27 protein-coding genes and 1 riboswitch are annotated in these 25,459 nt (G+C 42.5%); of the genes, 3 read left to right on the forward strand and 24 right to left on the reverse strand.

Going from position 1 to position 25,459, the window contains the following annotated elements:
- Positions 1 to 6 precede the first annotated feature (6 nt).
- The 20 genes from ACQKIC_RS12900 to ACQKIC_RS12995 all read right to left on the reverse strand — a co-directional run bounded on the left by ACQKIC_RS12900 (position 7) and on the right by ACQKIC_RS12995 (position 20,210).
- The gene (locus tag ACQKIC_RS12900; protein ID WP_402870970.1) at positions 7 to 834 is read right to left on the reverse strand and encodes a sulfite exporter TauE/SafE family protein; all 828 of its coding nucleotides are present in this window, start codon (positions 832 to 834) and stop codon (positions 7 to 9) included.
- Between the two features lie 84 nt (positions 835 to 918).
- The gene (locus ACQKIC_RS12905) at positions 919 to 1,767 is read right to left on the reverse strand and encodes a DUF72 domain-containing protein (RefSeq protein ID WP_402870967.1); all 849 of its coding nucleotides are present in this window, start codon (positions 1,765 to 1,767) and stop codon (positions 919 to 921) included.
- Between the two features lie 288 nt (positions 1,768 to 2,055).
- The gene (locus tag ACQKIC_RS12910; RefSeq protein ID WP_402870965.1) at positions 2,056 to 2,235 is read right to left on the reverse strand and encodes a hypothetical protein; all 180 of its coding nucleotides are present in this window, start codon (positions 2,233 to 2,235) and stop codon (positions 2,056 to 2,058) included.
- A 232-nt stretch (positions 2,236 to 2,467) separates the two neighbouring features.
- Complete coding sequence (gene sufB, locus ACQKIC_RS12915) at positions 2,468 to 3,865, reverse strand: Fe-S cluster assembly protein SufB (protein WP_402870963.1); 1,398 nt, start codon at positions 3,863 to 3,865, stop codon at positions 2,468 to 2,470.
- Positions 3,866 to 3,921: 56 nt separating this feature from the next.
- Positions 3,922 to 4,350, reverse strand: a complete 429-nt coding sequence (gene sufU, locus ACQKIC_RS12920) for a Fe-S cluster assembly sulfur transfer protein SufU (protein WP_402870960.1) — start codon at positions 4,348 to 4,350, stop codon at positions 3,922 to 3,924.
- On the reverse strand, positions 4,340 to 5,569 hold the full coding sequence (locus ACQKIC_RS12925) for a cysteine desulfurase (RefSeq protein ID WP_402954373.1): 1,230 nt from the start codon (positions 5,567 to 5,569) through the stop codon (positions 4,340 to 4,342). Before ACQKIC_RS12925 ends, sufU begins: the two co-directional genes overlap by 11 nt.
- On the reverse strand, positions 5,569 to 6,870 hold the full coding sequence (sufD, locus tag ACQKIC_RS12930) for a Fe-S cluster assembly protein SufD (protein ID WP_402870955.1): 1,302 nt from the start codon (positions 6,868 to 6,870) through the stop codon (positions 5,569 to 5,571). The genes ACQKIC_RS12925 and sufD overlap by 1 nt, the downstream gene beginning before the upstream one ends.
- A 15-nt stretch (positions 6,871 to 6,885) precedes the next feature.
- Positions 6,886 to 7,671 carry a Fe-S cluster assembly ATPase SufC gene (gene sufC / locus ACQKIC_RS12935; protein WP_402870953.1) on the reverse strand — a complete coding sequence of 262 codons (786 nt, stop codon included), beginning with the start codon at positions 7,669 to 7,671 and terminating at the stop codon, positions 6,886 to 6,888.
- Between the two features lie 431 nt (positions 7,672 to 8,102).
- Positions 8,103 to 8,306, reverse strand: coding sequence for a hypothetical protein (locus tag ACQKIC_RS12940; RefSeq protein ID WP_402870951.1), 204 nt, complete (start codon positions 8,304 to 8,306; stop codon positions 8,103 to 8,105).
- A gap of 103 nt (positions 8,307 to 8,409) precedes the next feature.
- A complete protein-coding gene (locus ACQKIC_RS12945; RefSeq protein ID WP_402990016.1) occupies positions 8,410 to 9,243 on the reverse strand; it encodes a MetQ/NlpA family ABC transporter substrate-binding protein in 834 nt (277 codons plus the stop codon).
- A 15-nt stretch (positions 9,244 to 9,258) separates the two neighbouring features.
- A complete protein-coding gene (locus ACQKIC_RS12950; RefSeq protein WP_402870946.1) occupies positions 9,259 to 9,927 on the reverse strand; it encodes a methionine ABC transporter permease in 669 nt (222 codons plus the stop codon).
- Entirely contained in the window at positions 9,920 to 10,954 is a 1,035-nt protein-coding gene (locus ACQKIC_RS12955) for a methionine ABC transporter ATP-binding protein (RefSeq protein ID WP_402954382.1), read from the reverse strand. Before ACQKIC_RS12955 ends, ACQKIC_RS12950 begins: the two co-directional genes overlap by 8 nt.
- A gap of 145 nt (positions 10,955 to 11,099) precedes the next feature.
- Positions 11,100 to 11,211, reverse strand: a riboswitch (SAM riboswitch).
- A gap of 112 nt (positions 11,212 to 11,323) precedes the next feature.
- Complete coding sequence (locus ACQKIC_RS12960; protein WP_402954385.1) at positions 11,324 to 12,634, reverse strand: O-acetylhomoserine aminocarboxypropyltransferase/cysteine synthase family protein; 1,311 nt, start codon at positions 12,632 to 12,634, stop codon at positions 11,324 to 11,326.
- Between the two features lie 339 nt (positions 12,635 to 12,973).
- On the reverse strand, positions 12,974 to 13,282 hold the full coding sequence (locus ACQKIC_RS12965) for a thioredoxin family protein (protein WP_402870937.1): 309 nt from the start codon (positions 13,280 to 13,282) through the stop codon (positions 12,974 to 12,976).
- A 3-nt stretch (positions 13,283 to 13,285) separates the two neighbouring features.
- The gene (locus ACQKIC_RS12970) at positions 13,286 to 13,651 is read right to left on the reverse strand and encodes a toprim domain-containing protein (RefSeq protein ID WP_427591402.1); all 366 of its coding nucleotides are present in this window, start codon (positions 13,649 to 13,651) and stop codon (positions 13,286 to 13,288) included.
- A gap of 67 nt (positions 13,652 to 13,718) precedes the next feature.
- A complete protein-coding gene (gene gcvH, locus ACQKIC_RS12975) occupies positions 13,719 to 14,099 on the reverse strand; it encodes a glycine cleavage system protein GcvH (RefSeq protein WP_427591403.1) in 381 nt (126 codons plus the stop codon).
- 97 nt (positions 14,100 to 14,196) lie between these two features.
- Positions 14,197 to 14,553, reverse strand: coding sequence for an arsenate reductase family protein (locus ACQKIC_RS12980; protein WP_402870929.1), 357 nt, complete (start codon positions 14,551 to 14,553; stop codon positions 14,197 to 14,199).
- 139 nt (positions 14,554 to 14,692) lie between these two features.
- A complete protein-coding gene (locus ACQKIC_RS12985; protein WP_402870926.1) occupies positions 14,693 to 16,480 on the reverse strand; it encodes an acyl-CoA dehydrogenase family protein in 1,788 nt (595 codons plus the stop codon).
- A gap of 89 nt (positions 16,481 to 16,569) precedes the next feature.
- Positions 16,570 to 17,748, reverse strand: a complete 1,179-nt coding sequence (locus tag ACQKIC_RS12990; protein WP_402870923.1) for an acetyl-CoA C-acetyltransferase — start codon at positions 17,746 to 17,748, stop codon at positions 16,570 to 16,572.
- A 77-nt stretch (positions 17,749 to 17,825) separates the two neighbouring features.
- A complete protein-coding gene (locus ACQKIC_RS12995) occupies positions 17,826 to 20,210 on the reverse strand; it encodes a 3-hydroxyacyl-CoA dehydrogenase/enoyl-CoA hydratase family protein (protein ID WP_402990025.1) in 2,385 nt (794 codons plus the stop codon).
- A gap of 210 nt (positions 20,211 to 20,420) precedes the next feature.
- Between ACQKIC_RS12995 and ACQKIC_RS13000 the strand changes: the two genes are divergently transcribed.
- Positions 20,421 to 20,552, forward strand: coding sequence for a YuzL family protein (locus ACQKIC_RS13000; protein ID WP_402870919.1), 132 nt, complete (start codon positions 20,421 to 20,423; stop codon positions 20,550 to 20,552).
- Positions 20,553 to 20,601: 49 nt separating this feature from the next.
- Here the strand turns inward: ACQKIC_RS13000 and ACQKIC_RS13005 are convergent, their stop codons facing one another.
- Entirely contained in the window at positions 20,602 to 21,516 is a 915-nt protein-coding gene (locus ACQKIC_RS13005) for a proline dehydrogenase family protein (RefSeq protein ID WP_427591404.1), read from the reverse strand.
- A 153-nt stretch (positions 21,517 to 21,669) separates the two neighbouring features.
- On the opposite strand from ACQKIC_RS13005, the gene ACQKIC_RS13010 reads away from it, so the two are divergent.
- On the forward strand, positions 21,670 to 21,948 hold the full coding sequence (locus ACQKIC_RS13010; RefSeq protein WP_402870913.1) for a hypothetical protein: 279 nt from the start codon (positions 21,670 to 21,672) through the stop codon (positions 21,946 to 21,948).
- A gap of 13 nt (positions 21,949 to 21,961) precedes the next feature.
- Positions 21,962 to 22,297, forward strand: a complete 336-nt coding sequence (locus ACQKIC_RS13015; protein ID WP_402990034.1) for a spore coat protein — start codon at positions 21,962 to 21,964, stop codon at positions 22,295 to 22,297.
- A 38-nt stretch (positions 22,298 to 22,335) separates the two neighbouring features.
- Here ACQKIC_RS13015 and rodA read toward each other — a convergent pair whose 3' ends face one another.
- The 3 genes from rodA to ACQKIC_RS13030 all read right to left on the reverse strand — a co-directional run bounded on the left by rodA (position 22,336) and on the right by ACQKIC_RS13030 (position 25,458).
- Positions 22,336 to 23,505 (reverse strand): rod shape-determining protein RodA, encoded by a 1,170-nt coding sequence (gene rodA, locus ACQKIC_RS13020; protein ID WP_402990037.1) that lies wholly within the window; start codon positions 23,503 to 23,505, stop codon positions 22,336 to 22,338.
- A 151-nt stretch (positions 23,506 to 23,656) separates the two neighbouring features.
- Positions 23,657 to 24,538 (reverse strand): metal ABC transporter permease, encoded by an 882-nt coding sequence (locus ACQKIC_RS13025; protein ID WP_402990040.1) that lies wholly within the window; start codon positions 24,536 to 24,538, stop codon positions 23,657 to 23,659.
- On the reverse strand, positions 24,535 to 25,458 hold the full coding sequence (locus tag ACQKIC_RS13030) for a metal ABC transporter permease (RefSeq protein WP_402954403.1): 924 nt from the start codon (positions 25,456 to 25,458) through the stop codon (positions 24,535 to 24,537). Before ACQKIC_RS13030 ends, ACQKIC_RS13025 begins: the two co-directional genes overlap by 4 nt.
- Position 25,459: the final 1 nt, after the last annotated feature.

Raw genomic sequence — 25,459 nt, forward strand, 5'->3', positions numbered from 1 at the left:
CCCTCGTTATCCTGTTATACCTTGGTAAATAAGACGTAGCCCAATAATGATCAGAACCAATTTCAGCATGTTCTCAAGTGCTGAGCTGTTCAGGCGTGTATTCACAAAAGCTCCAAGTTTCGCACCAAGCCAAGCCCCTGGAATCAAGGCAATCACATATGGCCAATGAACATTCCCCAGAGAGATATGCGTGATGGAATTCGTAATGGAAGACAAAAATACCATGAACATCGATGTCGCCACAGCCACATGGGGCGGGAAGAAAAATACCAGCATCATGACCGGGACCATGAGTGATCCTCCGCCAATGCCAAATAACCCGGAACTGATCCCCACGACAAATGAGATGGATATGGCCACCAAGGGCTGATATCCATAAGTGGATGCCTGTCCATTTTTGTTTATATAAGTCTTGGTGATTTTTCCGGTCCCCGGTTTGAAGGTGATCGGTCGCAATCTATCTTTCACCAATAAGACGATGGCCATCACTATCATAAAAAGGCCGAAGTACAGCGAAAATGCATCCACATTGAGAACTTTGTTCACATAAGCTCCGATGATCCCCCCTGGGGCGCTTCCAGCAAAGAAAATGAAACCGGCCTTATAATCCACTACTTTATGCTTCATATAAGATAAAGTGGAAGCCAATCCAGTGAAAATCATGATGACTGTTGAAACACCAACCGCTACTTGTGGCGTCAAGGCGCCCATCACCTCTGTGGAGCTACCTAGAAATAAGAGCGAAGGCACTATGATGATTCCGCCCCCTAATCCTACAAGGGCCCCGATTGTACCTGCCAATAAACCCACACTAATTAATAATACCCATATCATGAAGAAATCCGCCTTTATCGATTTGTGAGCTAAAGCCCTTCTTCTAGTTTGCCCACCCAGTCTTTATTCATTATATAGTCCAAATTAAAACAAACCAAGTTGCTTAGGAGCCAATCCTTCATATGTAAGGCCTAGCAAATCGATAAATTGTTTGGCATTATCCGCCGCGTCCCCACCAGAGTTATTGTTGAACAATACATATACATCCTTACTCTGCTTTTCTAATAGGCGAAGTTTCTCCACCCAGTCGGTTAATTCCTGTTGGTTATAGCGATATAAATAGCGCACTTCCCGCCAGTTTGCTCCAGAGGCTGGTTTCTGCCAACCGTGGATATTGCGTCCATGAAAGCGTACTAACGTTTTATCTGGATGCGTAGCCTTGAGGACAAGGGGGATGGAACCTTCTCCTGCCTGTGGTTCGTCACATACCGTGTGAATCCACCCTTCTTGCTCGATGAACTCGAGTGTCTGCTGGACCCTATTCGGTCGGTACCAACTTTGGTTCCTGAACTCAATGGCCACAGGAATATCCCCCATCTCCGCCCTACACCATCGGAGATACTGAACATTCTCCCGTTTGCAATCAAACCATGGCGGAAACTGAAAAAGGACCATCGCGAGTTTACCCGACTTTTGAAAAGCTTCAAGAGATTCCCGGAATGCAGTGAACATCTCTTTTTTACTTTCAAAAGGAATCTCACCTCTTTGGTGACCAGTCATTCCCTGATAGGCTTTTACAACAAATTGAAAGGAATCTGGTGTCTCGGCTATCCACTTCTCTATATTCCGCCTCGGCTGAATGGCATAAAAAGATGCATCCACCTCAACCGTTGGAAAATGCGCTCCATATACCTTCAGCTTGTCACGAGTGGGAACTTTATCGATTGATAATGAATCATGGTCCCCCCAACCTGTTAAGCCAATGTATATCACTCTTCACCCCTCCTAAACCACTTACACTATACTTTTTTTACCCTTTCACTACTGACTTCAAAACGTATAAGCACTGTCACTCGATTCACTCTTCCTGCTTCTCATACGACTGGTTTCCTATTCCTTTATCATATCAAAATCTACCGGTTGTTACACATACATCCAGCAAGGATTCTTCCCTTTTAACCTATCATTTCGTGCAGATAATGAGTAAATGAAAAAGGCCCTTGGATAAGGACCTTTTTCAGACTTAATATTTTAGAACCATTCTAGCCAAAACGGTTCAGTTTATTCATCATGATGCCTAATCGCACCACTATGATCCCTTCCATGACTCTTAGAACGACTTCCGGAAACCGGCTGGGAGTTCGGTTCCCCCTTTTTCAGGAATATCCCAGTCAGCCCTAAAACAAGGCTAACACCGATTCCTACGAAAACCCATTCTTTATTCTGAATCAGCCAATCCACAATATCCACCTCTACCTATATGTACTTTCTTTTAAAGACAAAAAAAGTACCTGCTTGATTGGTACTTTCCCTTCAATCGTCTAAACCCTTTAAGAGGATCAACAGAAAAAAATAGAAGAAGACGAACTAAGTTCGCCTTCTTCCGGCAAAGGAAAACCGAAATGGCATGTGCACACCCGGTTTCCTTCACTTTATTCCATCTACAACGTTTGTTTAAAACATATATAGATGATTAACCAATAGAACCTTCCATTTCGAACTTGATTAAGCGGTTCATTTCTACCGCATATTCCATCGGAAGCTCTTTTGTGAATGGCTCAATGAAGCCCATGACGATCATTTCTGTTGCCTCTTGCTCAGAGATTCCACGGCTCATCAAGTAGAACAATTGCTCTTCTGATACTTTGGAAACCTTCGCTTCATGCTCAAGAGAAATATTGTCATTTAAAATTTCATTGTATGGGATTGTATCAGATGTTGACTGATTATCCATGATTAATGTATCACATTCGATATTTGAGCGGGCTCCCTCGGCTTTACGTCCGAAATGGACCATACCACGGTAAGTTACTTTCCCGCCTTGTTTAGAAATCGATTTTGATACGATTGTTGAAGAAGTGTTAGGAGCAAGGTGAATCATTTTCGCTCCTGCATCTTGATGTTGACCTTTACCAGCAATGGCAATGGATAATGTCATACCACGAGCGCCTTCACCTTTTAAGATGACGGCTGGGTATTTCATCGTCAATTTAGAACCGATGTTTCCATCAATCCATTCCATCGTTGCATTCGCATCACAAACCGCACGTTTCGTAACCAAGTTAAACACATTGTTAGCCCAGTTTTGAATTGTCGTATAACGGCAATATGCGTCTTTTTTGATGACGATTTCCACGACCGCACTATGAAGGGAATTGGTTGTATAAACTGGTGCTGTACAACCTTCAACATAATGAACGGATGCTCCTTCATCGACGATGATCAGCGTACGTTCGAATTGACCCATATTTTCTGAATTAATACGGAAGTATGCTTGAAGCGGTGTATCCACTTTCACGCCTTTTGGTACATAGATGAATGATCCACCGGACCATACAGCTGAATTCAAGGCAGCGAATTTATTATCCGTTGGCGGAATCGTTTTACCGAAATGCTCGCGGAAGATATCTTCATTTTCACGAAGAGCGGAATCCGTATCTTTAAATACGATACCCATGTCTTCTAATTCTACCTTCATGTTGTGGTAAACCACTTCGGATTCATATTGAGCAGAAACCCCTGCTAAATATTTTTGCTCCGCTTCAGGAATTCCTAATTTATCAAACGTTTGCTTGATTTCATCAGGCACTTCATCCCATGATTTCTCGGACTTCTCAGATGGTTTCACATAGTAAGTGATTTCGTCGAAGTTCAAGCTTTTTAGGTCTCCGCCCCACTGAGGCATCGGCATATTGTAAAAATGCTCCAATGATTTCAAACGGAAATCTAGCATCCATTGTGGTTCACTTTTCATACGTGAAATTTCTTCCACGATTTCTTTTGTCAGGCCGCGCTTTGAACGGAAGATGGAAATATCTTTATCCGCAAAGCCATATTTATAATCGCCAATTTCAGGCATCTTTTTAGCCATAGCTTGTATTCCTCCATTTCAAATGGCTGAATCTACAACAGCTCATTTAAATTTAATTATTCCTTTAAACCTTTTTCCATGGCCTTCCAGGCTAGAGTCGCGCACTTGATTCGTGCAGGGAACTTAGAGACCCCTTGAAGTGCTTCAATGTCACCAAGGTCGATTTCATCATCATACTCTTTTCCTTGTATCATTTCTGAAAAAGTCTTGGACATCGCTAAAGCCGTATCTATATCTTTTCCTTTGATGGCTTGAGTCATCATGGAAGCCGAGCTCATTGAAATCGAACAGCCATCGCCATCGAATTTAACATCACTGACCTTATTGTCTTCGATTTTCATCGTTAAACGTATACGGTCGCCGCATGTGGGATTATTCATATCGATGGTCAAACTTCCATCTTCAAGCATACCCTTGTTACGGGGTTTCTTATAGTGATCCATGATGACCTGACGGTAAAGTGTATCTAAGTTATCAAAAGACATTACTGAAATACTCCTTCGTTTTGACAAGCCCGGACACTAGCTTATCGATCTCTTCTTCCGTGTTATATAGATAGAAACTTGCTCTTGCTGTCGATGATACGTCCAGCCATTTCATTAAAGGCTGAGCGCAGTGATGACCGGCACGGACAGCGATTCCATCTGCATCTAGGACGGTAGCGACGTCATGTGGATGGACGTCATCTATATTAAAGGTTACTACACCGGCACGTTTTTTCGGATCTTTTGTGCCATAAATCGTAAGGCCTTCCACTTCAGACAACTTATCGATCGCATAGGCAGCAAGTTTGTGTTCATGCTGTTCGATTTGATCCATGCCGATTTCTTCCAAGAAATCAATGGCAGCACCAAGACCGATGGCACCTGCGATGATTGGAGTTCCGGCTTCGAATTTCCAAGGGAGTTCTTTCCAAGTAGATTCATACAAACCTACGAAGTCGATCATCTCTCCACCAAATTCAATCGGCTCCATTTTTTCGAGAAGTTCCTTTTTACCATATAATACGCCGATTCCAGTCGGACCGACCATTTTATGGCCTGAAAGAGCAAAGAAATCACAATCTAAATCACGGACATCCACTTTCATATGCGGTGTACTTTGCGCTCCGTCCACCACCATGATTGCATGATGTTCATGCGCGATCTTTGCGATTTCCTTAACAGGATTAATCACACCAAGCACATTGGAAACCTGCATGACAGACACGATTTTCGTGGCATCCGTAATGGTAGCCCGCACATCATCAAGCGAAATCGTTCCATCCTCTTGTAGCGGAATATATTTCAGTACAGCACCCTTTTCTTTAGCGAGCTGCTGCCATGGAATGATATTACTATGATGTTCCATATAGGAGATGACAATTTCGTCACCTTCTTTAATATTTGCACCACCGTAACTCTTCGCTACGGTATTTAAGGATGTAGTCGTTCCTCTAGTGAATATGATTTCTTCAGTAGAGGATGCATTGATGAATTTACGAACTTTTTCACGTGCACCTTCATACGCATCCGTAGCTTTTGTTCCAAGTGTATGCACACCACGGTGAACATTAGAGTTGAAACCGCGGTAATAATTTTCAATCGTTTCAATGACAGCAGCCGGTTTTTGAGATGTTGCAGCGCTGTCTAAATAAACTAATGGCTGACCATTGACTTCTTGATCTAATATCGGAAAAAGCTTACGAATTTCGTATGGGTTCATTACTGTACTTTCCTTTCAATGACCTCGACTAGTTGTTTTCTAACTCCTTCGATTGGAAGTTGATTCACAACAGGGGCCAAGAATCCGTGAATGACAAGTCTTTCTGCTTCTTTTTTCGCGATACCACGACTCATCAAGTAATAAAGTTGAAGGGGATCGACACGGCCGACAGACGCAGCATGTCCTGCCGTAACATCATCCTCATCGATTAACAGGATTGGGTTAGCGTCTCCACGTGCCTTTTCACTTAACATCAATACACGTGATTCCTGTTCCGCATTGGCCTTTGTTGCACCATACTCTATTTTACCAATACCATTAAAGATGGTTGATGCACTGTCTTTCATAACACCATGCTTAAGGATGAAGCCTTCAGAGCGTTTTCCGAAATGAACAACGGCTGTCGTGAAGTTTTGTTTTTGTTCCCCGCGTCCAACCACTACGGATTTTGTATCTCCGTAAGAGCCATCACCTATTAGATTGGTTGTATTATCTGAAATCGTATTACCATCGTTCATCAATCCAAGTGCCCACTCAAGACGAGCATCGCGTGCAACTACCCCACGACGGTTCACATATGTTGTGAATCCTTTGGATAGAGTGTCAACAGCGCCATATTCCACTTTCGCATTTGCATTCGCAAACACTTCCGTTACGATATTAGCGATGCCTTCATTAGACTCAACGGCCGAGAAGTAGTTCTCCACGTATGTTACAGAACTATTATCTTCCGCTACGATCAATACGTGATTGAACAGTGTAGTTTCAGGATTATCCACCAAGAATACTGCTTGGATTGGTTCCTTGATTTCTACATTTTTCGGAACATATAGGAATGCTCCCCCGTTAAGCAATGCAGCATGCAGAGCCGTTAAACGGTGTTCATTCACTTTCACGCCATCTTTCATGAAATACTTCTGTACTAACTCAGCATGATCTCGAGCCGCTGTGAAAATATCCGTGAAGATAACGCCTTGTTCTTTTATAGCTGCTGACAAATTAATATGTGCCGGCGTATTATTGCGTTGAATGTATAGATTTTCATTTTCTTCAATGATCGATTTAATCTCTTTTGGAAGTTCTTCTAAAGAAGCAAATGCTTCACTTTCAACCGTATGGGTTTTGAATGAAGTGAAATTCCATTTATCTATCTTCGTTTTATCCGGTCTAGGCATCGGAAGCTCTTCTAAATCTGAAAAAGCTTTGATTCGAAGGTCTGATAGCCAAGATGGCTCATTATTTTTTGTTGAATAAGAGCTTATGTCCTCTTTTTCAAGCGATAATTTCATTTCTGTAGTCATTGCAAATCCTCCTACTTACGCTTCTTCGCCAACAGTTTCGTCTTCAATGCCCAATTCTTGTTTAATCCAGTCATAACCTTCTGCTTCTAGTCGTGCAGCTAATTCAGGACCGCCTGATTTAACGACGCGACCTTGCATCATAACGTGTACGAAATCAGGTGTGATGTAGTTTAGTAGACGTTGGTAGTGAGTGATGATCAAGCAACCGAAGTCTTCTCCACGCATTTCATTGATTCCTTTAGAAACGACTTTAAGTGCATCGATATCAAGACCTGAGTCAATTTCATCCAAAATGGCGATTTTTGGTTGAATCATCATTAATTGAAGGATTTCATTACGTTTTTTCTCTCCGCCAGAGAATCCTTCATTCAAATAACGTTGAGCCATATCTTCATCCATTTCAAGGAATTCCATGTTTTTATCCATTTGACGGATGAATTTCATAAGTGAAACTTCGTCGCCTTCTTCACGGCGTGCATTGACAGCCGAACGCAAGAAGTCTGCATTTGTAACACCACTGATTTCACTTGGATATTGCATAGCAAGGAAAAGACCAACACGAGCACGTTCGTCAACTTCCATTTCCAATACGTCTTCACCATCAAAACTGATGCTTCCGCTTGTTACTTCATATTTAGGGTGACCCATGATTGCTGAAGATAAAGTGGATTTACCTGTTCCGTTCGGCCCCATGATTGCATGGATTTCTCCGCCTTTTACTTCCAGGTTAACCCCTTTTAAAATTTCTTTGCCTTCTATTGATACATGAAGATCTTTTACCGTTAATGTTGAACCTGACATAATAATACCTCCGTGAACTTAATTCCTATTTTATTACAGAAAGTGAAAATCACTTTCTTGACTATAGTTTTCAAAAAATCATTCTCACTTTATTCTCATTACAATTTTATAACAAATCCAATTTAGAATCAACTAATATAGATGGAGGTTTTTACTCGCTAGGGAGTGGAAACCTGCCCTATTGTTATAAAACGACCGTATAAAGGCTTTTCACTGCAAATATGCCCTTATTTTAGTTTTCGTTAATGTAAGCTAATTATTCGGGATTCCATTCATAATAAGATATTCCCGAAAAGTTCAAGGGGAAGACGGTTGGCCCTTATCATGAAAAAAATCGATCTGCAGGAGTAATGAGCAGGATCCGGTACGTACAACAGATCACTTTTCATTTTACCTCTACAGACCGATTTTTGAAAGACTCTAATATATGCTTATCCGTGGATTTTACGTTGTAATTCCAGAACCATTTTATTGCATTGCTCATGTTCCCTATCTCTTACTTTTTCAACCTCGATACGAAGGTCTAAATTTCTGCTGTATTCACTGTACCCAACCCCATGTGATAACTGCATAGCTTTTTCCATTTCGCTCGTTACGTTTAAATCTAAAGTATTGATAGTGAACCATCCTTTCAAATTTGTGAATCATTTTGTTTCTTCGTCTATTCTATACCCTTTGCTTTCAACTTTAAACCCCAACTTAAAAACGACCTGGAAATCCAGGTCGTCTTTCGTTGCTTTATTCCTTTGCAGGTACGACTGCACCCTCATATTCCTCAAGAATGAAATCTTGAATTTCTTTGGAATGTAATACTTCCACAAGCGTCTTGATTTCTTCTTTGTCTTCGTCACCTTTATTAACAGCGATCACGTTCACATATGGTGATTCAGAATCTTCTATTGCAATGGAATCTTTAAGTGGATTCAAGCCAGCGTCGATTGCATAGTTAGAGTTGATTAGGACCGCATCTCCTTCGCCGCTTTCATAGATCTTCGGAAGTAATGCCGCTTCATAATCTGCATCGAATTTAATGTTCTTCTTATTCTCGACAATATCTTTTACTGTAGCTGTCGTTTTATCAATGCCTTCTTTAAGAGTAATCAGGCCATTCTTTTCTAAAAGTGATAAGGCACGTCCATGGTCTGCAACAGAGCTGCTTAAAATGATTGTTGCTCCTTCTGGAAGCTTATCAATGCTTTTATATTTTTGTGAATACAAAGCAATTGGTTCAATATGGATGCCGCCTGCATTAACAAAATCATATCCATTTTCCTTAATTTGAGATTCTAAATAAGGAATGTGCTGGAAGTAGTTCGCGTCCAGTTCTTTATTGTTCAAAGCCTTGTTTGGCAAGATATAGTCTTGGAATGTTTCCACTTCCAATTCAATGCCTTTTTCTTTAAGAAGAGGAATCGCTTTTTCAAGAATCTCTGCATGTGGTACATTCGATGCACCCACCACTAACTTCTTCGTATTATCGCCACTACCTGTATCTTTCTCTTTATCCGTTCCGCAAGCCGCCAATGCAATTGATAAAACTAGAACGAATGCAAACCCTAAAAACTTTTTCATCCTTTTCATCTCCCCTTATCTTTTATCCAATTTAGAAGTAATCACATCACCGATAATCTGTATGATGAAGACAATAATTAATATGACAATCGTCGCTACCAGGGTAACGTCGTTGTGATTCCGTTGATAACCGTCCAGATAGGCTAAGTTACCCAATCCACCAGCCCCGATGACACCTGCCATTGCCGTGTATCCAACCAATGCAATCGATGTTACCGTGATGCCTGATATAAGGGCCGGCATCGATTCTGGAAGGAGGACCTTATAAATGATGGTGCTGGTTTTGGCTCCCATTGATTTAGCCGCTTCAATCACGCCTTTATCAATCTCACGAAGGCCGATTTCGACCATCCGCGCATAAAACGGTGCTGCACCGATAATGAGTGCTGGTAATGCCGCATTCTCACCAATCATGCTACCGACAAGTAATTTGGTGAACGGAATTAATAATACAATCAAGATAAGGAATGGAATCGAACGGAAAATATTAACGAAAGCACTTAACACACCGTTAACGCCCCGATTCTCCCACATATTCCCCTTGCCTGTTAAAAACAGAAGCAACCCCAATAGTATCCCTATAAAAAAGGTCGCTACAACTGAAATACTTGTCATATACAGCGTTTCTTTCGTCGCTTCTATGATGTCTTCCCAATCTACATTCGGCAATAATTCTTCAAGCATGAGTAATCACCTCCACGCCTACCTGCTGTGCTTTTATGAATTCGATTGCGCGGAGCATTTCATCTTCACTGCCATCAAGGTGGATGAACAATGTTCCATATGAGCCGCTTCTCGTTTGTGATATCTTCCCCTGGACAATGTTCACATCCAACTCAAAATTACGTACCAATTTTGTGATCAACGGGCTTTCTGCATGATCCCCCACGAATGTCAGTTGAATCACTTTTCCTGCTGGATACCGTTCAAACAAATGCTCCATCGTTTCTTTTGTCTCTTCTGGTTCCGTCACCTGCTGAACAAAACGCTTAGTCATCTGTTCTTTAGGGTTTCTGAATACTTCCAGGACAGCTCCCTGTTCGACTACCCGTCCACTTTCCATCACAGCCACTCGATTGCAAATCTTCCGAATGACATGCATCTCATGTGTAATCAAGACAATGGTTAAACCAAGGCGTTGATTTATATCCACAAGCAATTCCAGGATGGAATCGGTTGTCTGGGGATCTAGAGCGGACGTGGCCTCATCACACAAAAGCACTTTCGGGTTATTGGCAAGAGCCCTCGCTATTCCCACCCTTTGCTTCTGTCCACCACTTAGCTGCGATGGATACGCTTTTTCTCTTCCTTCCAATCCAACTAACTTAATGAGTTCATTGACGCGCTTGATGCGTTCTTGCTTGGAGATGCCCGCAATTTCCAGAGGAAAGGATATATTTTCTTGAACGGTCCTTGACCACAAGAGATTAAAATGCTGAAAAATCATGCTAATCTCTTGACGGGCTTTACGAAGCTTAGACCCTTTAATTGTTGAAACTTCATTTCCCGCAACGTTCACGGAGCCCTCAGTAGGCCGTTCCAACCCATTCAGCATACGTATGAGCGTACTCTTGCCAGCCCCACTGTATCCGATGACTCCGAAAATCTCGCCTTTATTTATTTCTAAATTCACACTATTCACGGCATGAATCGTTTCGCTATTTGCTTTTCCTGTTCGAAAAAGTTTACTGACGTTTGACAATGTAATCATGTATGCTCACCTCTTTATCCAATTAAGCCTATGAATTTAGTCGATTTATTTTTATGGCCTCCTGATGAATCTATCCCTCTATGATTCAAAGAAAATAGAAAAAGCCCTTCTGCATGAGCAGAAAGGCAGGGAAAAGCAGGCCTTCCTCTCATCTCCCAAAGCCTCTACGCTTTGTGTGAATTGGCACCTTTCCAAGGAAAATCCTTGTCGGTTGCCGGGTTTCAACGGGCACATCCCTCCACCTCTCTTGATAAGAGCTATATATGGACTATTCTTTTTTGTCTTAACATTCACTTTACTATGTCTGAAATTTTAACACAGATAAAAAAGGAGTGCAATGTAAAATCCTAGGGTGTACCTGTTTCTCCATTAAACTCTTTGAGAATTCACTGACACGATATTCGTCGCTTTTTCAATCGCTTGCTCTAGATCTTCAAGTAAATCGTCTACATTTTCAATACCGATTGAAAGGCGAACCTGGTCGGCACTGACACCGGCCTTGACCAGTCCTGCATCATTCAATTGCTGGTGAGTTGTACTTGCTGGGTGGATGATTAGGCTTTTAGCATCCCCGACATTGGCGACATGCGACCATAACTCAACCGAATTGATGAGTGTGGAACCTGCTTCACGTCCCCCCTTAATTCCAAACGTCACCACAGATCCGGCTCCCTTAGGCAAGTATTTATCTGCAAGGGCTTTATCGGGATGATCATCGTTACCCGGATAAGAAACCCATGAGACTGCCGGATGGTTCTCCAAGTATTGAATGACTGTCCTCGTATTCAACAGGTGTTCCTTCATCCTGACATGGAGCGTTTCCAGGCCAAGCGTGAACTGGAATGCACTTTGAGCACTTAACGTCGGTCCCAAATCCCGAAGCAATTGCACACGCGCTTTCGTAATAAAGGCAGCAGGCCCTACCGCTTCGGAATAGACAAGTCCATCGTAACTAGGGTCAGGTTCCGTAAAGCCTGGATAATTAGGCGAATTCCAATCGAATTTACCACCGTCGATGATGACTCCCCCTAATGTCGTACCATTACCCAATAGCCACTTTGTAGCTGAATGGATGACAATATCCGCCCCAAAGTCAATTGGTCGGCACAGATACGGCGTTGCGAAAGTGTTATCGATAATAAGAGGTATCCCTGCTTCGTGGGCTATTTCCGCCACTGCTTCGATATCAAGAACCCTTAAGCTTGGGTTGCCGATTGTTTCGGCAAATATGGCCTTCGTTCGTGGAGTGATTGCCCGTTTGAAATTTTCCGGATCATCAGGTGAGACGAATTTCACTTTGATTCCGTATTTAGGGAGTGTATTTTCAAATAAATTATAGGTCCCGCCGTACAGTGTTGAAGCAGAAACGATTTCATCCCCCATACCAGCGATATTAAGGATGGAAAGGGATATAGCGGCCATGCCGCTTGCAACTGCCAATCCACCGATTCCCCCTTCTAACAGGGCCATTCTTTCTTCAAAGACACTGACAGTGGGATTGTGAAGCCTCGTATAGATGTAACCATTCTCTTTTAATCCAAATAGATTCGCTGCATGATCTGTATCTTTGAACAAATAAGCATTACTTTGATAAATGGGTACGGCGCGGGCACCCGTTTCGTCGACTTTTAAACCGCCATGCACACTCAACGTCTCAAAGCGGAATTTTTTTTCTGTCATTATATTCTCCCCTTCTTCCATTGTTTTAGTAGGAATTAAAGCGATATTGCCTCATCTCTTGTTATATGCAAGGAACCTTATAATATGAAGAAGTCGGAATTTCCCGCCGGGGTCGATAGAGATTTCCCTATTGAACGATGTCGCTTGGATAAGCGCGTTTTGTAAATGGCAGACATTCCATCCTCGTGTATGATGCGTCTATAACGTATGTACTTCATACAAAATATAGCACTTTAGTAGCAGGTAGTCAATTAGTTATTAGAATATTCAATCATTAATACGAATGCTATATTCCCCCCATGACTTCAACAAAAAAACCAATCCATGTAGGATCGGCTTTTAGCTTATCTCTTTCAGCAATCCATACAAATAAGGAACAGACTGAAAGGCATATATTTTTTTTGTCATCTTTCCTTTTTCAAAAAGCAAAAGACAGGGTACGCTCTCAATTTCATATCGTTCAGCCAATGTCTGGACATAATTCATGTTCATTTTTCCAGCCTTCATTTCCGGGAACAGCTCTAGTGTTATGGAAAGCATTCTTGAAGCCACCTGGCAGGTTCCACACAAAGGTGTGTATAGATATAAGCTAAAAGTGTTCCCTTGATCAACAGCTTGCTTAAAGTCTTCTTCTTTCCATTCCTCCATCAGTTACTCTTCCATCCTTTTACTTGTAAATTTAGTTTTCACTTTCATATTTGCAGTCAGTAGCACGGAAGCGATGTGATGTTCTGGGGTATCCTCGACTTCCTTGTACATCCTATCTATGTACAAATGCCTTGCTTCCGGCAGTTCCCGACGAAATTGTTTCCTTAGCTTTTCCCCTGACGCATCTGCGTCAAAAAGGATGTAAACGTCCCGGCCTATCAATTCATCCACCATTTCATCCAACTTCGTTAAAGAAATGGTGCCATTGGTACATCTGATTTCCACTTCTTCGTCCAGAACGGATGCCACTTTGCGCTTGTCTGAAAGGCCTTCAACCATGATCACTTTATCGAGTACATCCCATTCCATCTCATCACCCCGTCTCCACTCAAATTGAAAAAGAGCAGGCTTAATTAAAGCCTCCCCCTCACCTTACTTACCCGTTTATCAGGCTATCATATTCGTTTGCACTCATCAGTTTTTCAACTTCACTGTTGTCTGATGGTTCAAGGACGATCATCCATGCTTTTTCAAACGGAGATTCATTAACGAATTCAGGATTGTCATTTAACTCTTCATTGATTTCAACGACCTTGCCGCTAATAGGAGCATAAAGTTCAGAAACCGTTTTAACGGATTCTACACTACCAAAGGGCTCGTTCGCTTTCAGTTCAGATCCGACCTCTGGAAGTTCAACAAAAACGATGTCCCCAAGTTCAGACTGGGCGAATGCAGTAATCCCTATGCGTACTGTACCCTCTTCCGTTTTGACCCATTCATGTTCTTTTGTATAACGAAGTTCTTTTGGCGTTGACATATTAATTCCCTCCATATTACAGCTTATATTTTATCTATTATATTATAAGGTAGATTCTTTGTTATGATAAGGAATTATCCAAATGTTTTGTAAAGTCTTAGCTCCAGGTCTGATCGAATTGTTCTTCTTTGAAACCTACTGTCACTTTTGAACCGTCCGTCACAATTGGTCTTTTCAAAAGCATGCCATCCGTAGCCAATATATCGAGCATCTCTTTCTCTGAAGCTTCTTTCAGTTTGTCTTTTAAACCGAGCTCGCGATATTTTTGCCCGCTCGTATTGAAAAACTTCTTCAACTCTAGTCCACTACTTTTATATATTTGTTCAATTTCTGCCCGAGAAGGGGGATTTTCCACGAGATGAATCGCTTCATATTGCAACTCATGGCGATCCAGCCACTTCTTTGCATTACGGCATGTGCCGCATTTTGGGTACCAGTATAAAGTTAAGCCCATCGTTTCACCACCTTCCCTTAGAATACCCGTTTTTTTGGGGCAATACAACGATAGACTCTCTATTCGCATCCCCATGAAAAACCTACAAAATAAATCAAGGGAATACCCGATATGGGCATCCCCTTGAAGACTTTAAGAATTAAAGTGCATATTTTTCATTTTCGATTACTTTGACGGAAGCTTCACGTTTTTTCGCAATGACATTGATTGGATTATGTCTAGTCAACTTGCGAAGGGAAGAAAGCATGATGCGCAACGTATCGCCAGTTTCAACAGCAATCAACGTTTCTTTTGCATGTTGCTCGATTTCATTGAAAGCTTCTTGAACGAAGATTTCAGTGTAAAGCACTTTTTGTTGGTTCTTTTCTAGACCTGTAGTCGCGATTGCTTTTTCCGTACGTAGCACCACTGATTCAGCAGCATAGGCAAGAGATACGATATCAGCAATATTTGAAAGGATTTCTTGTTCTTGATCAAGTTTTTTACCGAATTTTTGTGCAGCAAGACCTGCAGCCAGGATGCCAATTTTCTTAGCATTTCTAACCAGCATTTTTTCTTGTGCCAACGGCTCATCGCCTGGCTCTTCCGGCATCATCATCATTAACTCTTCTTGTAAGCCTTGTGCTTTTTGAAGAAGAGGAAGTTCACCTTTAAGTGCCTTTTTCAGGAATGTGCCTGGAACGAGCAAGCGGTTGATCTCATTTGTCCCTTCAAAGATGCGGTTAATACGAGAATCACGGTACGCTTTCTCAATTTCATATTCTTGCATGAAGCCATACCCACCATGAAGCTGAACCCCTTCATCAGTTACATAATCCAACACTTCCGAAGCGAAGAATTTATTCAATGAACACTCGATTGCGTATTCAGCAACGGCTGCGGCCATGGATTTACCGTCTTTTACTTGCTCATCAGTCAGTTTGCTTTGTCTTTGGTCATAAAGGCCGACCGTACGATAAACAGAGCTTTCCGCGGCATAGATTTTAGAAGCCATCGTCGCTAATTTTTCTTTTGTTAGGTTGAAATCAGAAATTTTCGTTTTGAACTGCTGACGCTGATTTGTATAAGCAGCTGTAAGTTCAAGAGCACGTTTTGAACCGCCTACTGCACCGACACCCAATTTATAACGTCCGATGTTCAAGATATTGAAGGCAATGACATGGCCTTTACCCGCGACACCTAGAAGGTTCTCAACCGGAACGGCTACATCTTCAAGGATCAATGTACGTGTAGAAGAACTCTTAATGCCCATTTTCTTTTCTTCGGCACCTGTAGATACACCAGGATATTCACGTTCTACGATGAAAGCGGAAAACTGTTCGCCATCGATTTTTGCGTAAACACAGAATACATCTGCAAATCCTGCATTCGTGATCCATTGTTTTTCTCCATTTAAAATATAATGAGTGCCTTCTGCATTCAATTTTGCCGTTGCTTTCGCACCCAACGCATCAGATCCCGAGCTCGGTTCAGTTAAAGCATATGCCGCAATTTTTTCACCTGTTGCAAGTAGTGGAAGGTATTTTTGTTTTTGCTCTTCATTACCGAATAATACGATTGGTAAAGAGCCGATTCCTACGTGCGCACCGTGCGTAATTCCGAATCCGCCAGCAAGTGCCATTTTTTCCGTAATTAATGCAGAGCTGATTTTATCAAGGCCAAGACCGCTATATTCTTCTGGTACGTCAGCGCCTAGTAAGCCAATTTCCCCAGCATGCTTCAGCAATTTTACAGAACGGTCAAATTCATGGTTTTCTAAGTGTTCAACTTGCGGAAGGACCTCGTTCACTACGAAATCTTCAGAAGTTTTGGCAATCATTTTGTGCTCATCAGAATAATCCTCTGGTGTAAACACTTGATCATACGTAATATCTTCGACTAAAAATGCTCCACCTTTAATCAAGTTTTCTGTTGTTGGATTGGACATAAAAATTCCTCCTATATGGTAAGTTTCATTATCGTAAGTTTCATTGAAGGCCGGATACAGTGATTACACCTGCATCCGGATAAAAGGTTCTATGCTAATAATTCGAATACTCCGGCAGCACCCATACCGCCGCCGATACACATTGTGACGACTCCGAATTGTTGGTTTCTGCGTTTCATCTCATGAAGCAGGCTTAGGGTCAATTTGGCACCCGAACAGCCAAGTGGATGACCAAGGGCGATGGCCCCTCCATTGACGTTGACAATCTCTTCGTTCAAGCCAAGCTCCCGGATGATTTGAATGGATTGAGAAGCGAACGCCTCATTCAATTCAAACAAACCAATATCAGATAGCTCAAGCCCTGCAAGTTTTAATGCTTTAGGAATCGCAGCGATTGGGCCGATCCCCATGATTTCAGGCGGAACTCCCGCTACCGCAAAGGAACGGAACTTACCAATTGGCTTCATGCCTAAAGAGGAAGCTTTCTCTCCCTCCATCACCATGACGGCAGCAGCTCCATCACTTGTTTGCGATGAATTTCCTGCGGTAACGGATCCAGTTACAGAAAATGCCGGTCTTAGCTTTTTAAGGACTTCGACTGTCGTCCCCTCACGGACGCCTTCATCTTGAGTGAATTGAAATTTCTTTTCCTGCAGTTTCAAATCCGGACCTACAGAACGGAGAGTTACGTCTACCGGAACGATTTCATCAGAGAATTTCCCTTCTGCAATGGCCTTCGCCGCTCTTTGATGGCTGCGTACAGCAAATGCATCTTGGTCATCACGGGAAATCCCATATTTATTCGCTACAGCTTCGGCTGTGTGCCCCATACCCATGTAATACTCAGGCGCCGTTTCAGCAAGATGTGCGTTCGGACGGGTAACATGGCCCATCATAGGCACTAGACTCATAGATTCTGCGCCACCTGCTATGACCGTATCGCTTTGGCCGAGCATGATTCGTTCCGCTCCATATGCAATGCTTTGCAAACCACTCGAACAGTAACGATTGATGGTAATGGCCGGCACCGTGTATGGCAAGCCAGCCAATGCTCCGATATTCCTTGCCATATTCAGGCCTTGCTCTGCCTCTGGCATCGCACAGCCGATGATCAAATCATCGATATTGCCTTCATAATTTCCAGCACGCTTCAACGTTTCCTTTACCACAAGAGCCCCTAAATCATCTGGACGAACGTTAGCAAGAGAACCTTTTTTTGCTCTTCCTACCGGAGTCCTTGCTCCAGCTACTATTACTGCTTCTTTCATGAGGATCCCCCTTACTTCATTTTTAAGCTATCAACCTATTGAACTTTAGTTATTTGACTCTATCTTTGGACGATCAATTAGTTACGAAGTGGTTTTCCCTTAACAAGCATGTGTTGCATCCTTTGTTGTGATTTCGGTGTTGAAATCAATTTTAAGAATGCTTGTTTTTCTAGGTCCAGGATATATTGTTCATCTACTTCTGTACCGAATGGAAGTTTCCCACCAGCCAGGACATACGCAAGCTCTTTAGCGATGACTAGGTCATGCTCGGAGAGGAAGCCTGAAAGACGCATCGCTTCTGCCCCTAAAAGAAGTGCGGCATAACCGGTCTCACCAACCACAGGGATTTTCGTGCGGGTTGGTGCTGTGTAACCTTGGTCATACATCGAAATGACTGACTGCTTCGCATCATATAACTGATGGTCGGAATTCACACTGATTCGATCGGAAGCACCAAGGAAATTATTTTCCCGCGCCTCTTCGGCAGAAGTAGAAACCTTAGCCATGGCAACCGTTTCAAATACCCGATTCGCTACCTTCTGCAAATCAAAGTCGACGCCTTTTGGCATGCTCTTCAATGTTTTCACATAAAGTTCTTTGGTTCCGCCACCACCAGGTATTAAGCCAACGCCAGCTTCCACTAGACCCATATACGTTTCCGTAGTCGCCTGAATGCGTGCGGCAGGAAGGGAAACTTCTGCACCTCCGCCAAGCGTCATATTGAATGGCGCTACGACAACAGGGACCGCACTATATTTAATTTTCAACATCGCTTTTTGGAATTGGCTGATCACCATATCCAATTCGAATATATTGTCATCCTGGGCTTCCATCAACATCATGGCGATATTGGCACCTACACAGAAGTTTTTGCCTTGGTTTCCAATGACCAAGCCTTTATAATTTGCTTCAGCCTCATCAACAGCCGCATTGATCATCTGCATGATATCAAGACCAATTGCATTGTTCGGTGACGTGAACTCAAGAAGTACGACACCGTCGCCAATATCAATCAAACTTGCACCACTGTTTTTTTTGATTACGCCTTTTTGCTTCTTGATCGCTTTCAGGTTAATCACCTTTGGATTCTCAAGAAGTTCCTTATATTCACCATTGTGATAGTAGGAAACTACACCATTTTCTTCTTTATAGAATGAAGTGATGCCTTTTTCCAGCATTTCCTTCACCCATTGAGGAACAGTGACACCTTCTTGTTCTAAGCGTGCTACTGATTTTTCGACACCAATTGCGTCCCACGTTTCGAAAGGTCCTGTAGACCAACCGAAGCCCCATTTCATTGCCTGGTCAATTGCCACAATATCGTCAGCAATGTCTCCTAGCAGTTGTGCAGAATACACAAGGGCTGGATTCAACACATTCCAAAGCAGGAGGCCAGCACGGTCATCACTATAAACAAGCGCTTTCATTTTATTAGAAAGACCTTTTGCCTGTTTCGCCATTTCTATAGAAGGCGTTTTCAGTTTTTTCCGTGGTTCGTATTCAAGTGTTTCAGGGTTCAGCTCAAGGATTTCCTTGCCTTTTTTCAGGAAAAATCCTTGTCCGGATTTGCTTCCAAGCCAACCGTTTTCAAGCATTTTATTCATGAAGTCAGGAATGCGGAAAACTTCCTTTTCCTCTCCTTCAACCTGGTCATATACGTTCTTCGCAACATGTGCAAAAGTATCAAGACCAACTACATCAAGCGTACGGAATGTTGCGCTCGTCGCCCTGCCAATTAATGGACCTGTTACAGAATCCACTTCACCCACGCTGTACCCGCCTTTTTGCATTTCACGAAGGGTAACTAGCAGCCCATACGTACCGATGCGGTTGGCGATGAAATTCGGTGTATCTTTGGCTTCGACCACTCCTTTACCAAGAACGTCTTCACCAAATTGCTTCATATATTCAAGTACTTCAGGAGCAGTGGCTTTCGTAGGAATGACTTCCAAAAGTTTCAAATAGCGTGGAGGGTTGAAAAAGTGAGTTCCCAAGAAATGCTTTTGGAAATCTTCAGAACGTCCCTCGGCCATCGCCTCAATTGATATACCTGATGTATTAGAAGAAATGATGCTGCCCGATTTACGGTATTTATCAACCTGAGCAAACACACTCTGCTTCACATCAAGTCTCTCCACGACCACTTCAATTACCCAATCTACTTCATTTAAACGGCTTATATCATCTTCCAGGTTCCCCGCTTCAATCAAGGCCAGATTGCCTTTTGCTGATAACGGAGCTGGTTTTTGTTTTAGAAGTTTAGTAATCGCAGTCTGACTAATGCGGTTACGTACTTGTTTATTTTCTAATGTAAGACCTTTTTTCTTCTCGTCCTCCGTGAGTTCACGAGGTACAATATCCAATAATAAAGTCGGAATGCCGATGTTAGCAAGGTGTGCAGCAATCCCTGATCCCATAACTCCTGACCCTAGAACAGCAGCCTTTCGTATTTGTCGAACCAAGTTCATATCCCCCTTACACAATGTATTGAATGAATGCTCATTCATTTTTGTCCCAAAAAAATTTTGAATATTTATTCTTATTACTAATATAGAATAAATTTGGAAATTCTGCAATGATTAAACAGGAAAAATTAAATATTTTTATCGTAAAACCCCTGGTTAGTTTTCACTCTTTAGAAGAAAATAACGAACAGGAGGTGACGTATACTCATGAAGCATAAAGATAATCCTTCCAAAGGAGCCGTAAGTGCCGCAAGCGTGAAAGGAAACGCGGGTCCTGGCGGTGAACGTAACAATGGAAAGAATAAGGTGAACAGCCAGAACAATCAATTTAAAAAATAGAGTCCAAAGTAGAGTAGCCGTCCCATATCCGGGCCGGCTCTTACTTCTGCTACCTCTTCCATATCCCCTTTAAAACGAAGGCAACATTGGCTGGCCTCTCCGCTAGGCGGCGCATAAAATATCCGTACCAATCCGTTCCATATGGAACATACACCCTAACCTTATAACCCTCTTCAGCTAATTCCAATTGCTTTTCATTACGGATGCCGAATAACATTTGAAATTCAAACTGATCCGTGCTGATGCCATGACTCTTGACGAACTTTTTCGTATAATCAATGATTTTATCATCGTGGGTGGCGACAGCCGTATAGTTCCCATTTAGCAGATGCTTCTTAATGATTTTCTTGAAGTTCGCATCCACCTTCTCTTTTTCCGGGAAGGCGATGTTCGTTGGCTCTTTATACGCTCCTTTAACCAGTCGAAGATTCGGATGGAGGAAATTCAACTCGTCGAGATCTTTCTCCGTCCGATAAAGATATGCTTGTATAACCGTACCAAGATCATTATATTCAGCTTTTAGTTTTTTGAACACTTCTAATGTTGGCTGACAGCGCGGAAAATCTTCCATATCTAGCGTAACGAATACCCGGGCGGCTTTTGCTTCTTCTAAAATCCTTCTCATATTCTTCATGACAACATGTTCCGAGATATCCAAACCCATCGAAGTCAGTTTCAAGGATAACTGGGAATCGAGACCATGCTCGGAAATGGCTCGAATCGCATCGATGCACTGGTTTGCCATCTCTTCTGCTTCCTGCTCATGATCTATGAATTCACCTAGATAGTCTATCGTCACAGATAACCCTTTCCGATTTAGTTCTGCAATGACCTTAGTCGCTTCAACCAAAGTTTCTCCGGCAACAAAGCGGGCTGCCCCAAAACGCAATCCATATCTCCGTGCAGCCTTAATTAATGGTTTATACTTCGATAGGTAGAGAAAGAAGTTCCTCATTAGTTCCATCTGCGTTCCCTCCAAATCCCCGTTTGGAAAAATAGATGTTAGGGTTAGACTCTTATATCCTTCATGTATATTCAGTCACTTGCTCTTCTCGAATATAAAATTAAAAACAGGGGAAATTAATCTCGTTCAGACCACAATGAAGGAGGTAAGATGATGGAACAACAAAACTCGATGAACAACCAGCAACAAACGACCGGTTTCATGAAACAGCCACCCGAAATGGTATCTGTAAAAGATAGTATGTACCTTACCGATATGCTTTCCTGGAACTTGATTGCGATTAAAAAAGCACACTTTTACGCGAAACAATGTAAAGATCCTCAAATCATAGACGCTTTAACCCGCTGTGGACAGATGCATCAACGTCATTACGACACCATCTTGTCCCACTTAAATCCAAACCAACAGCAAAACCAACAACAATTCCAGTAAAGGAGGTTTCTTGATGCCTAATCAAAACAAGGTCCAAAATCCCGAATCAACCATTGCCAAAACGCCAGAAATGAATGACCGCGATTTTACAAATGACATGCTTGCAACAGAGAAGTATTTCTGTAACTCTTATTCAGTTGCCCTCCATGAGATGAGTAACCAAGCTTTATTTCAAGATGTTTTCTCGGTCTCAAAAGAAACCCAGGAAATGCAACGGGAACTTTATAACCTGATGTTCGAAAAAGGATGGTATGGCTTGGAAAAGGCACAAACCGATAGTTTAGGCCAGTCCTACCAACAGTTCTCTGGATATAAAGATCAATTCCCATCCGGTTCAAAGCTTCAATAACTATAAAAACGCCGGCCATGGTGAATGGCCGGCGTTTTTTATATATCCGTCGAAAACATGTACTTTTTATAATGATACCTTATGCTGAATATCAAGCCCATGGCCATCATATTCCCCATGAGCGAGCTTCCCCCGTAACTGATGAATGGAAGCGGAATTCCGGTGATCGGTAATACGCCGACCGTCATTCCGATATTTTGAAACACGTGAAACGTTAACATGCTGATGATGCCCACACAAATATATGTATAGAAATTATTCCGCGTTTCCATGCCGGTTTTTGTAATATGGTAAACCAATAAGAAGAACAATGAGATAATGATACTGGAACCGATGAAGCCGAATTCTTCCCCGATGATACTAAAGATGAAATCCGAATGACTTTCCGGTAAATATACTTCCCTTGACCCAATACCCTTACCTGTGGTCTGCCCTGAACCTATGGCCAGCAAGGATTTTGTCAAATGATACCCTTCCGAACTCGCATAGTTATAAGGATCCAGCCATGAATAAATACGGCCGAACTGATACGTTTTCACACCTATTTTCTCAAGCAATTCCGGATGCCAGAGGACGAAGTACATGATGGTGGAAACGGCAACGATACCCGCTGTCACGATTGGAAGCAAGATTTTCCATGATATCCCTGAAATGAAGATCATTCCGATCATGATTGACATTAAAACAAGCGATGTACCTAAATCCGGCTGTTGCATGATCAACAGCAACGGAGCTCCCGTCACAAGCCCTATCTTAACAAGGAGCCAGAGATCGGTTTGGATGGTTTTCAACGTATTCTTGAGATGATGATTTGAAATGACATTCGCCAAGGCCAAAATGAGAAAAACCTTCATGAATTCCGAGGGCTGTATCGATCCCAGTGGCTTAATGATGAACCAACTTTTCGCACCATTACGAACGGGCGCAATGGAATCTGGCATGACAAGCAATAATAACAATAGCAATAATCCGAATCCATATGCATACCAAGATATCTTCTTCAACTGGTCTGAATCCAGCGTGATGATTCCGAGAACAATCCCGACTCCAACCGCATACCAAAATATTTGTTTTATTAAGAAGTTTTCTTCGTATTGTCCAGTAGTCTGCGCACTGTATATGGCCAAACAACTACCAATACATAACAACAATAATATCGTGACCAAAGAAAAATCTATTCGCGATGAAAATTTATTTTGTTCTTCCATAATGAACTCTCCCTTAAAAAGGTTCCTGCTTCTTTAAATTACACTTACTCATTATACTTTAAACAAAGAAAATCACAACTATATCTAAGGATAGTTTGATGGCAAAAAGGCCACATGAAGTGAAAATCATGCAGCCTCTAAGTGGAATGTACTATAAATGGGTTTCCCTTGCCCTTCTTCGTTTTATAAACCTAGTGGCCACCCCGTTGATCGGTGAAAAAAGGAAAGCGAAGCCGAATAAGAAAGCGGCTGAACCAACCATGCACCCTGAGATGGAAGCATCAAGAAAAGTTGCTGAATAATACCCAATGACCGAGCTCAAGATCCCGACCCCGATGCTGACGACAATCATCCGACTTAATCGGTCCGAAAGCAAATAGGCCGTTGCCGCAGGAATAATGAGCATCCCCACCACCAAAATCGAACCGACACTATCAAATGACGCCACAGTTGTCAGCGAAACGAGACCCATCAGTAAATAGTGAAAAAATATAACCGGTATGCCCATCGCTGCAGCAAGTGCGGGATCGAAGGAAACCAGCTTAAATTGCTTGAAGAAAAGAAAAAGTAAGAGAAGATTGATCATGAAACAACTTCCTACAATCCAAACGGCCTTTGGCCCTGCCATAACCCCACCGATTGACATCATATTCCATGGGGTATATGCAATCTCGCCATACAGGACATGATCCAGATCAAAATCGATTTGCTGTGTATATAAACTGACCAATACAATCCCTACTGCGAATAGGGAAGTGAACACGATGCCTATCGCTGCGTCGGATTGAACCCCGGATGTTTGGAATAGCTGGATTAAGAATACGGTAAGTAAACCGAGTGCTGCTGCACCAATCAGCATGGGAATCGAATCACGCGACCCCGTTATTAAAAACGCCAATACGATGCCGGGTAAAACCGAGTGACTGATTGCATCGCCAATCAAGGTCATCTTCCTTACTATTAAAAAACACCCCAGTACACTGCAGGAACTCGCTACAAGTGCCCCGACTAAGATAATCCAAAAATCGTTCATGCTGAATGGCTTCCTTTCCTTTTTTCCTGTTCATGTACATAGATCTTTTTTGCCGAAACCCTTCTCCACGTCTTGGAGATGACTCCACGTTTAGGAGCAAAAAGCATGGAAAAGAAAAACCAGACCGTGGCCGATAAAACAATCAAAGGGCCTGTTGGCAGGTTATTGACCGACGTGCTGATTAATGTCCCGGACACCCCGCTCAGCAAACCGAAAATTCCAGAGAGTATGACCATGATATGCAGGCGCTCCGTCCAGTACCTGGCAGAAACGGCTGGGGTAATCAGCAAGGATGCCATCAACACTACCCCTACCGCCTGAATGCCGATGACGACAGCCGCCACTATCAGCATCATGATGAAATAGTCGAGGAATACTACCGGCAATCCCATCCCCTTGGCAAATCCAGGATCGAAGGACAATAGCTTAAATTCCTTGAAAAATAACGTACAAGTGAAAATGAGTATAAAGGAAACGGTCATCATCATATACACATCCGACATCACCATCGATGCCGTTTGCCCGAACAGAAAAGTGTCCAGTCCGCTTTGGTTTCCATATTCACTCTGCTGGATTTGGGTTAGCAATACGATTCCCAATCCAAAGAATGAAGTCAATACGATGCCTAGTGCCGCATCCTGTTTGATTTTACTGTACCTCGTCAGTATGCTAATCAGAAAAACCGCCACTAAACCTGCGACGGCCGCTCCGATCAGAAAGAAGGAGGTCGACTTCACCCCTGTTACTATGAAAGCGACGCAAATCCCAGGCAAGGCCGCATGTGCGAGCGTGTCACCCAATAGGGATTGTTTTCTCAAGTAAGCAAAACTTCCGATGACTCCACTGCTTAAGCCAAGGAACATGGTGCCTAGCAATATCCATCTTGTGTTGGGGTCCGCAAGTATATCCAGAACGTTCATC

This window comes from Peribacillus sp. NPDC046944 (assembly GCF_050272735.1).
GTDB lineage: Bacteria > Bacillota > Bacilli > Bacillales > DSM-1321 > Peribacillus.